At 32.5% G+C, this 3,225-nt stretch carries 2 protein-coding genes and 1 pseudogene; all 3 read left to right on the forward strand.

Annotated elements, in window-relative coordinates:
- Window positions 1-58 precede the first annotated feature (58 nt).
- The 3 genes and pseudogenes from F6K22_RS36860 (at window position 59) to F6K22_RS36870 (ending at window position 2,661) form a co-directional block, all read left to right on the forward strand.
- Window positions 59-931, forward strand: a pseudogene (locus tag F6K22_RS36860) (IS630 family transposase).
- Between the two features lie 417 nt (window positions 932-1,348).
- Window positions 1,349-1,456 (forward strand): PEP-CTERM sorting domain-containing protein, encoded by a 108-nt coding sequence (locus F6K22_RS36865; RefSeq protein WP_293109687.1) that lies wholly within the window; start codon window positions 1,349-1,351, stop codon window positions 1,454-1,456.
- A 188-nt stretch (window positions 1,457-1,644) separates the two neighbouring features.
- The gene (locus tag F6K22_RS36870; RefSeq protein ID WP_293109689.1) at window positions 1,645-2,661 is read left to right on the forward strand and encodes a gamma-glutamylcyclotransferase family protein; all 1,017 of its coding nucleotides are present in this window, start codon (window positions 1,645-1,647) and stop codon (window positions 2,659-2,661) included.
- Window positions 2,662-3,225: the final 564 nt, after the last annotated feature.

The following is a 3,225-nucleotide window of genomic DNA, read 5'->3' on the forward strand; positions in this document are numbered from 1 at the left end:
TATAGCAGTCGAAGCAAAGAGCGCGGACATAATAGAGAAAAACTATCTAGGAAAGATTATGCCTGCTCCTTATAGCTATGACTTAAGACAAAAAGTTATTAAGGCCATTGATGGTGGGATCAGTAAAACTCAAGTAAGTTCTATATTTAAGATTAGTCGTAATACCATTAATATTTGGTTACATAGGAGAAGAGAAACTGGGGATATAAAAGCTAAAACAGGTTATCAAAAAGGATATAATCCCCAAATATTAGACTTAGAAAAGTTCCGAGAATTTGCCCAGATTAATGGCAGTAAAACTCAAAAAGAAATGGCATCTGAGTGGCCAGAATCGGTGAGCGATAGAACTCCGTTCCACTACGCGAACGCACTATAAGTAAAGCCTTAAAAAAAATTGGTTATACAAGAAAAAAAAACTTACGGTTACAGAGAAAGAGATGAAGATAAAAGAAAAGAATTTATCGCCCCTATTTAGTCGCAAAAGGCCATAACAGTTGGTGTATATAGATGAATCAGGTATGGATAATAGAGAAGATTATGGTTATGGATGTATGGGAATTGGGAAAAATATCTTACGATTTCAAGTCAGGAAAAAGAAGTCTAAGAGTAAGTATTATAAGTGGTTTGTGTGAGGGAAAATTAGTTGCTCCATTAATATTTGAAGGTTCTTGTAACCCTGTAGTTTTTGAAAAATGGTTAGAAGAAAAATTGTGGCCACAATTAAAAACAGGACAATTAGTAATATTAGATAATGCAAGTTTTCACAAATCCTCAAAAATTAGAGAATTAATAGAATCAGTGAATTGTGAGGCGTGAATATTTACCACCATATTCTCCTGACTTAAATGAAATAGAACATTATTGGTTTCCAATTAAAAACCGAGTCAGAAAGTCAGAAGGAACAATAGAAAATTTTCGTATTGAGAGTTGATTATGCTGTTAAATTAACGTCCTAAACTTCTGCCGAGATTGCTATATTAGTGAAATTGTCAGTTTTGGCTCAACTCAAACAGTAAATTCATTCCTAGATTTTGGTTACTTACAAACAGATATTAATGGAACAGTAACACCAACACCAGGTACTGTATATACTGGTTCAACTGATGACTCTAGCTCAACAGATGGTCTCAATGTTTTTAACCTGACTCAAGCAAGTTATACATTAGACCAAAGTGGAGCTAACGTAGAAATAGATGTAGAACTTTGGGGAGAGTTTGTCGGTGACCCAGGAGAAGTAACTAATGGTGCTGGTAACTTAACATTCGAGATCAATAACGCTACAGTAGAGGAAATTCAAGCACAACTAGATGCAGGTGAAAAAATAGGAGGTGTAACTTTCTCTGGTGCTTTGTTCTCCGATACACAAAAAGTACCCGAACCAACTACATTATTTGGTTTAGGAGTAGTCGCTGCTGGTTTAACTGTTCTGCGTCGTCAGAACTTGAAAAGCTCCTAATTTAATTCGTTCCTTCACTTATACTTTTTAGCTGAATGGAAAAATAGTAAATGCTCAAATCATATTGGAATACATAACAACTTGAAATGCAAGAATACTATCAACTATTACTACCACCGCCACAACTAGCATACTTGGGTAACTCCTGATAAAATGAAAATTATTCATTAGTTACGAATTAAGGTTATATGCTTTCCAATTCAGAACAATTATTCAGTTCTACTTCTAATATTAAATACTTTGCTTATGGCTCCAACTTATCTAAATCATTACTAGAATTCAAATTATCATCAAATCCTCAAACAAAGGAAAGATACAAAAAAGAACCATTATCACTAATTTTACATTCTCAACCAGCTATACTAAAAGATTTTGAATTAAAATTTAATTTACATACGCCAACTAATAAGATTGACCCAAGTTATGCTAACTTAGTCTATAAAAAAAATTCTATCGTACATGGTTGTTTGTATGAATTATCACCAGAATGTAAAGCAGTTATTGATGGATTAGAAGCTAAAGGTAATGTCTATCAAGAAGAAAATGTACAAGTCTTACCTTATTATTCAACAACCACAATCACTGCTCTAACATATATAGCTTACAGAGAACAAATCAAATTACCAGCTCTGACAATTAAAGAGGGAGTTCCACCTTCTAAAAGATATTTAAAAAGTATAATTGCTGGCGCTCAAGAATGTAATTTAGAGGAAGAATGGATAGAATTTTTAAAAGAGCAAAAAGTAGCTACAACAACTTTAACTAAATTATCCCCTGAAGAATTGAAAAAAATTAATGAAATAGTTTATACTCCTCAAGATTTAGAACGTAAAAATTTACCATTAGATCTGGTTTTGAATGAAAAAGAACAAGTTATTAAACCTATTATTAGTAGTATTTGTGGATTAGTATTTATGTGTAATCCGAATCAAGGATTTGCAATTGGTTCAAAATCGTGGATTGAACAAATTTTAGGAAAAGATATTACAGTATTTTATGCTAGAAGATGTTTGCGTAATGAAGGAGTTTCATTGTATGAAACTGAGCAAGATGTATTGTTGGCGGATCGAGATTGTCTAGATTATCTTATAGCAAATACCTGTGATTTATTGAGTCAATCAAGAAAAGAAGGAGAAGGTGTATTTTTACTTGGTAGGACAACTAATTTTCATTTGTGGAAAGATTATTTGGTCTCAAGAAGCTAGGAAAATTTCAAAATGTATAATAATATTTGTTGTAATGCCAATTATCAAAAAGAATGTTATTTTGGGCTTTGCTCTAAGAGATTGAATGTATCAGGAAATATAAAAAAGAACATAGGGAATAGGGAACACTTAATTGGGAACAAGTGAAAAAAACAATTATTTGTCACAAACCAGTTCACTATAACTTTAGGAATATGAAGACTTTGACCTGCTAACTTTAGACTGATTTTAATCGCTGACTTTATTCAAACTTTAAGATTTTGTCATGAGAGTTATGAGAAAAGTTCCTGAATACTTATTTGACAAACAGTCTCTAAGGGTCTAAGTAGATAGGCATAAATAAAGGTTAAAATAAAGAATATGAAAAAAGACCTAGAAGCAAGTTGTAAATAGGTTTCACCGTTTTGAATTTTCATTACTATATATACCGATAATTAAACCTACCTATTTATCTAATATCATGTCCGCTTAATTAGGGATAGAACTCCGTTACGCTTACGCGACCAAAAAATTTACCGAGAAATTGTGGGTATGCGCCTCCCCTTGGATAGGGGAAAAAAGCGG

Source organism: Okeania sp. SIO2F4, from assembly GCF_010672385.1.
In the GTDB taxonomy this organism is placed as follows: Bacteria; Cyanobacteriota; Cyanobacteriia; order Cyanobacteriales; family Microcoleaceae; genus Trichodesmium.